General features: G+C 64.8%; 7 protein-coding genes. 6 read left to right on the plus strand and 1 reads right to left on the minus strand.

Features of this window, described 5'->3' with window-relative positions; all coding sequences use genetic code 11:
* The first annotated feature begins 70 nt into the window (after positions 1-70).
* From ABD719_RS15740 to ABD719_RS15760, 5 genes are all read left to right on the plus strand, one after another.
* Positions 71-1,330, plus strand: coding sequence for a S41 family peptidase (locus ABD719_RS15740; RefSeq protein WP_344694323.1), 1,260 nt, complete (start codon positions 71-73; stop codon positions 1,328-1,330).
* Positions 1,327-2,439, plus strand: a complete 1,113-nt coding sequence (locus ABD719_RS15745) for a DUF5694 domain-containing protein (RefSeq protein ID WP_192129433.1) — start codon at positions 1,327-1,329, stop codon at positions 2,437-2,439. Before ABD719_RS15740 ends, ABD719_RS15745 begins: the two co-directional genes overlap by 4 nt.
* Before the next feature lie 89 nt (positions 2,440-2,528).
* Positions 2,529-3,965 carry a S41 family peptidase gene (locus ABD719_RS15750; protein WP_344694324.1) on the plus strand — a complete coding sequence of 479 codons (1,437 nt, stop codon included), beginning with the start codon at positions 2,529-2,531 and terminating at the stop codon, positions 3,963-3,965.
* 94 nt (positions 3,966-4,059) lie between these two features.
* The gene (locus tag ABD719_RS15755) at positions 4,060-5,181 is read left to right on the plus strand and encodes a serine hydrolase domain-containing protein (protein ID WP_344694325.1); all 1,122 of its coding nucleotides are present in this window, start codon (positions 4,060-4,062) and stop codon (positions 5,179-5,181) included.
* 161 nt (positions 5,182-5,342) lie between these two features.
* A complete protein-coding gene (locus tag ABD719_RS15760) occupies positions 5,343-5,834 on the plus strand; it encodes a hypothetical protein (protein WP_344694326.1) in 492 nt (163 codons plus the stop codon).
* A 71-nt stretch (positions 5,835-5,905) separates the two neighbouring features.
* On the opposite strand, the gene ABD719_RS15765 is transcribed toward ABD719_RS15760, so the two are convergent.
* Positions 5,906-6,247: a hypothetical protein gene (locus ABD719_RS15765; RefSeq protein WP_192129439.1), complete on the minus strand. Its 342-nt coding sequence runs from the start codon at positions 6,245-6,247 to the stop codon at positions 5,906-5,908.
* A 215-nt stretch (positions 6,248-6,462) separates the two neighbouring features.
* Here ABD719_RS15765 and ABD719_RS15770 point away from each other — a divergent pair, with 215 nt between their 5' ends.
* Entirely contained in the window at positions 6,463-6,975 is a 513-nt protein-coding gene (locus ABD719_RS15770) for a Ros/MucR family transcriptional regulator (RefSeq protein WP_344694327.1), read from the plus strand.
* Positions 6,976-6,990: the final 15 nt, after the last annotated feature.

Below are 6,990 nucleotides of genomic sequence, written 5' to 3' on the forward strand. Positions count from 1 at the left end.
TCCCTATCGGCCACCACCGTCCTGCCGCCAACAGACTGCTCCGCCTCATGCCCGATGGAAGTATAACCATATGCAGCCCCCTCTGACCCGACGATCGCTGATGGCAACCGGTGTCGGCATGCTCGGCGTTGCCGGAATACCGTGTGCATCGGTTTGGGCGCAGGAGCCGCCACACGACGTCACCCTCGCCGAGGATTTCGACGAACTCTGGCGGACCTTGGGGGAGCGTTATTGCTTCTTCGCCGAGAAGACGACCGACTGGAACGCGGTACACCGATGGTATCGCCCACGCGCCCTTGCCGCGGACTCCCGCGATGCGTTCGCCTCGATCGTCAGCGATGTGCTGGGCGAACTGTACGACGCTCATACTCATATGAGCGACCCGCCCGCCAACGCTCTGCGCGGTCCTTATTTCGACCTGTGGGTGGAGCCTGACCGCGATGGTTCGGCGGTCGTCACCAGCGTGCGCGAAAGTTCGGCGGCAGCCGATGTTGGTGTCCGGGTTGGTGATGCGGTGCTGGCGGTCGATACGCGTCCGATCAGGACGATCGCAGCCGGTGTCGCGCCGCGTTGCCTGTCCCGTCCCGATCCTGCCGCTACTTCCTACGCCTATAACATCGCGACCTCCGGCCAACGGGGTCAGCCGCGTACCCTGACATTGCGGTCGCGTGACGGGCGTGATCGTCAACTGCTCATCCCCGTGAAGAAGCCGACAGAGGTGCCAAACGTCGAAAGCCGCCTGCTTGCCGGCAACATCGGGTTGATCGTCATCCGCAGCTTCGCCGACGACGCGGTCGTTGCCACCGTCGATGCCGCGCTGCTTGGATTCAAGGATACGACGGGGCTCGTCATCGACGTCCGCGAAAACGGGGGCGGTGATACGGCGGTTGCGCGGCCGATCATGGGACGCTTCATCACCGAGCCCAAACCATATGCACGCATGCGCCGACGCGATGGTGTCGGGTTCAGCGCGCCGTGGACCGAAATGGTCGAACCACGCGGCCCCTTTACCTATGGCCAGCCGGTCGTCGTACTGACCACCCGCTGGAGCGCGAGCATGGCGGAGGGCTTTCCGATGGGCATGCGGGGGATCGGGCGGGCGGTAATCGTTGGCACGCCGATGATGCGGGTCGGCGCTGCAGTGTTCCCGCTGCGGCTCGATCGCACCGGCCTGACGCTGCAATATTCCGCCGAGCCGGTGTACGACGTGCAGGACCGGCCACGCTGGTTGCTGGAGCCCGACGTTCCGGTCGAAGGCGGCGCCGACATCCTTGCCGCCGCTGTGGCACAGTTGACGCAGCATAGCGTACGACAGGGCAAACCGGCATGACCCGTCGTATCCGATCGATCGTCGCATGCGCCGCAGCCGTCATGACACTCGCCCAGCCCATATCGGCCCGGCAGGCATTCGATCCAGCGCGGGGCAGGTCGGGACTGATCGCTCCGGCGACGCAGGTCATGGTGCTTGGCGTTTCCCACCTCGACAATGCGCCCAAGGCGTTCGATCCGGCATGGCTGGAGCCGGTGATGTGTCGCCTGCGCACCTATGCCCCCGACGTCATCCTGACCGAAGCGATGTCGGGCGAGCAACTTGCGGGGATCGATGCCTACAAGGCGGTGCGCGGCGATGCCGGCAAATGGGCGGGGCCGACGCTGGCGATCGCCGGGGACGCGCAGGCGGCGTTGGGGATCACCGGTCCAGATGCGATGGCACAGGCGAACGCACTGATGACGGGATCGACTCCGACCGCCGCGGATCGCCGTCGCCTCGCCGCGTTGTTTCTGGCGGCGGGCGAACCGTTCTCGGCCGCGACGCAATGGCTGCAACTCGATCCCGCCGAACGGCTCGCCCGTGATGGCATCACCGAGACGATGAAGACCAAGGTCGAACGGTTCGGCATCGGACGCGGCGAGATCGTCTCGATGGCCGTCGCCCTTGCGGTGCGGCTGGGACTCCCACGCGTGTACGGCGCCGGCGATCACCTCAGCGATGTGGTGCTGCCGGACAACGCGGCGTTCGGCGCAGCGGTCAGGGCATCCCCCGAGATCATCGCGCAGCTCGACAAGGCGACACCTTCCCTGCTGCCTTTCGGCAGCAAGGCGCTGGCCCTCGCCGCACCCGACCGTGTCATGCCGGTATTCCGTACGCTCAACTCGCCGGCATTCGGCAAGGCGGATGCACAGGCGCAGTGGCTATCACTTCAGCAAAGCCCAAAATTGGGCGCCCTGGGTCGGCAGCGCGTGGCGGCTTGGGAAGCGCAGAACCTGCGCATGGCGACAGTGGTGCGCGAGGTCACGGCCCCGATACCTAGTGGCAAGGCGCTGCTGATCGTCGGCGCCGCGCACAAGGCGTTTATCGAAGCGTATCTGCGCATGATGACCGATATCACGATCGTATCGGTGCCAGCGATGCTGGATTCGCGTCCGACCGGATGCTGATCCGCCTGCCGGCCCGGTTGCGTGGATAGCGGCCGGCGACATTCGCCTTATGAGTTTCCCGGACGGAGAATGGAACAATGCGCCGATACATGATGGCCTTGACGGGTGCCGCCGTCCTGCTGATCGGGGCCACGGACGTGCCACGTGATTGGGCGGCGACGCTACGGGCCGATGCGCAGGCGTATCACGATCAGATCGCCGCCAATCATCCGGGGCCCGTCAATCGGCTCGATCCAGGGTTCGCCGCACGCAACGATGCCGGACTGGCGCTGGCGCTGCGACGCGCCTCCTCGACGCGGGGCTATCCCGGTTATCTCTGGGCGATGCGCGGCTATGTGGCGAGTTTCAACGACGGGCATGTCGCGCTCGACGTGACACAGCCGGTCGCATTGCCGATCCGCTGGCCAGGGTTCCTGACCGGCTTCGACGGCGCAGGCCGGCAGGTCGTGATGACACGAGCCAACGACGCGCCGCTACCACTCGGCGCCCGGCTGAACAGTTGCGACGGCATAGCGGCCGCACCGCTGGCGGCGCGCAATGTCGGCGCATTCCGGGGGCGATGGGAATTGGTCAGCCAGCGGGCGACCAACGGTGGCCGGTTGTTCCTGGACGCGGGCAATCCGTACATCGCCCGGCCTGTGCGCTGTCGCTTCGTCGTCGATGGCAAGCGGCGCGATGTGCAACTGGCATGGCGCGACCTGCCCGATGCCGATTTCGATGCGCGTTTCGCGGCCACGGCACCGCGCGCGCACCCTGATTTCGGCGCCCGGATACTGGCCGACGGCACCCGCTGGTATGCGATGCCCGGCTTCAACGGCGATCCGGGCAGCACCGATGCCAAAGCACTGCCGCCGATCATTGCCGCGATGCGCAGGGACATCGGAGCCATCGCAGCCGCACCGCGCATCGTCCTCGACCTACGCGGCAACGGCGGGGGTTCGTCCGACTGGTCGCAGCAGGTCGCCGCGATCCTATGGGGCCGCGCCGCGATCGACGCCCTGCCGTCCAACTCGCAGGGCGTCGACTGGCGGGCATCGTCCGGCAACATTGCGACGCTGGAGGGCTATCGCACCGCATGGCGCGATGCACCCGACGTGTCACAGGAATCGAAGCGCTGGGCCGACCGGGTGGCGGCGGGCATGACCGCGGCTCAATCCCGTGGGGATGCCCTGTGGCGCGAAGCTGATACGGACGACGCATCCGTGGCGGCGGGGGAACCGGCCCCGAAGCTGAAAGGCAGGGTCTATGTGCTGACGGACTGGGGTTGCGGGTCCGCCTGTCTCGACGCCGTTGATCTCTGGACGAGCCTGGGCGGAGTACATGTCGGTCAGGAAACGAGCGCGGACTCGCTCTACATGGACGTGCGTCAGGTCGCGCTGCCCAGCGGTTTCGCCCGCGCGGTCGTGCCGATGAAGGTCTATCGTGGCCGCCATCGCGGCTCGAACGTCCCGGCCAGGCCTGTTCTGCTATACACCGGTGACATGCGCGATACCGCAGCACTCGAACGGTGGATCGCGCAATTTTGACGATACTCGGTGATGCCGCTCATGATCGCCACCGGTCGGTAGCCTGCACATCAACATCGGCATCGCCTGCCCTGACGCATTGAGGATATTCCCCATGACACCTTCCCGCAGGACGATGCTTCAGGGAGCGATCGGCGGCGCTTGGGCTTTTGCCGCGACGGCTGGTGCGCGGGCATCGGTCGCCTCTCCCTTCCCGATCGACACGTGGATGGCGTTGGCGTCCGTTCCCGGTGCAAGTTGGGCGATGCTCGGCCGCAGCGGGCTGACCACGGCCGCGACCGGATACGCCAAGGCCGGTGAGACGCAGGCGACGACGGATACCCTGTTCGAAGCTGCTTCACTTTCCAAGCCGGTGCTGGCGGCGGCGATCCACGATCTGGCTCGCGAGCGGCTGATCGATCTTGACGAGCCGATCGCCCGTCATGTCGACTTCACCAGCGACCCGGCCACGCGAACGGTGACGCCACGCCATCTGCTTTCCCACTCCAGCGGGCTGCCCAACTGGCGGACCGAGGCGGGCAGCGCCCTCGTCAGCCGGTTCGAACCCGGTTCCGCCTTCCGTTATTCCGGCGAGGGGTTCGTTCTGCTGGGCCACCTTGCAGAGGCCGTTACGGGGCGCACGGCGGCCGAGACGGTGCGATCACGCGTGCTGGCCCCGGCAGGCATGAGCAGCAGCACGTATGGCTGGCGAGCGATGGATGATCCTGCTGTAGCCTGGCCTCACGACGCTGGCGGCGATGTGATGCCAGACAGGGGGCCAGAGGCGTTTCGACGGGCGCAGCAGGCCGGACCGGCGGGTCTCGTCGAAGCCTGGACCCAGGACGATCGCATTGCCATGGCGAAGCGGCTAGGCAAGCCCGCGCTCCCGATCTTCATGATGCCCAACATGGCAGCCGGGCTGTGGACGACGGCGGCAGATTATGCGCGGTTCCTCCGTTACGCCCGACGCTTTCCCGCCATGAACACCCCGACGATCGGTGTGGAGGGCAACCTCAAATGGGGGCTCGGCTGGGGATTGGAGATGGCCGGGACTGGCCGGTTCGCATGGCACTGGGGCGCCAACGATGGCGTCGCCAATATCTTTGTGCTCGATCTGAACACGGGTGACGGTCTGGTCGTGCTGACGAACGGGGCAGGCGGCCAGCGGGTCTACGAACGGGCGGCTCGCGTTCGCTTCAAGCGCGAGTTCGATGCTTTCACCTGGCTTCAGCCATAATACCAAGACCCATTTGCAAACTCGATAGGCGACCAGCAGCTATTTACCGACAGTGAGGACGATATGGCGTCAAAACCGAGGGGTTCTGACGCCGTGGCTGGGCAGCCCTTCTCCTGAGGCTACCGGGTTGCCCGAAGCATTGAGGTCTGAATGGTTATCCAATGAGCGAGCCGGTTCAGAAGTTCGTGGTCGAGACGCTGCTGTTTCTTGCCGGCTTGCTCATCACGGTGGGGTTGCCCTGGCTGGTTTTGCGCCGGCTGCGGTCCGGTAAGCCATCGGCGACGCCGCAACTGATCCTCGATGATGGTGCCGGCGGGAAGGTCATTCCGCTACTTGCCTCCTTCAGCGGCTTGCGCTGTCTGCCGTGGATCGGGTTGGCCAGCAACAACCTCAACCCCCGCCTGGTCATCACGCCGGATGGCATCTTCTACCGGGTCCTGGGCCTGCGAACCTGTAGCTGGGTCGATATCGCACAGGTCGATGTCCGCACGCTGGGCGCGACGGTGAACATAGGCTTCGTGTTTCGAGACAGCCCTATCACCTTCGATGCGAATGTCGGCAGCATCATACTGGCGGCACAGACACTGGCGCTGCTGCCTACCGATGTCGTGTTAACCCGCCGGGCACGATCAGTGCTGACGGTAGAGATCTGACACGCTGATCCTAGTGACGACGCGTGCCCATATCATCGCCCCACCCTGTGTCTTGCCGGCCCAGCCGGACCTCACTGCGTCAGTAGCAGGGAAAACACCGTCAGGGGTACGAGCAACGCTATCAGGGCAATGCGTAGGCCGCGGTGCCGGATAGCAAGAAACAGAAGCGTCAGCAGGGCCAAGGTACAAGCGGTGAGTTCGGCAAAGCCCTGCCGAAAACCATCGACCATGCCATTGCCTGCGGCGTCGTTGCCGGTGCTGACGACGCCAGTGGCCAATATCAGCATCACGGCATCGAACACGACGATTGCTAGGAACCAAAGCGTCAGCGGAGACGGTCGCCAGACCGACGCATCCCGACCAGCTGTCACCTTATGCTGGCTAACCGATTCAGTAGTGAGCCGTGGTTTCATGCGTTAACCGCTATGCCGTCACCGTAAGACAACCGTCAATCTCAACCGGATAATTTAAGATTCGATATCTGGACAGCCATCGCCTAATAACCGGAAGATAAATTGTACTGATGAATGGCGTCAGCGGTTGACATGAATCATGACCTGCATAGATGCCGGTGAGCCATACGGTCTTTGCCGGATGCATAAAATCTACTCCACGTATCAGGATCATCATGACCACCGAAACCAACACCGTCGAGCTTGCCACCGAACTCACCATCGCATGGCTGGGCAACCCCAACACGCGCACCTCCGCGGACGATGTGCCGGCGTTCCTGCAGTCGATGTACGCTGCGGTCGAGAAGCTGGGCGGCACGACGGTCGAGACGCCGACCGAAGACGCAGCGGTGGAATATACCCCGGCGGTGACCGTGCGGAAGTCGCTGGCGAGCAAGGATCACATCATCAGCATGATCGACGGCAAGCCCTACCGGACGCTGCGCCGTCACCTCACCGGTCATGGCCTGACCCCCGAGGAATACCGCGCCCGCTATAACCTGAAGGCCGACTATCCAATCGTCGCCGAGTCCTACAGCGAGGCACGCCGCGCGATGGCCAAGACGATCGGTCTCGGCCGCAAGCCGGGCCAGAAGGTGGAAGGCGCGGAGAAGCCCGCGCCCAAGGCGAAGCGTGGCGGCAAGGCCGCCCTCGATGCCGCCAAGGAGACGCTCGGTACCGCCGAGTGAGATGCACCCGGGGGT

The organism is Sphingomonas cynarae (genome assembly GCF_039537815.1).
Lineage (GTDB): Bacteria > Pseudomonadota > Alphaproteobacteria > Sphingomonadales > Sphingomonadaceae > Sphingomonas > Sphingomonas cynarae.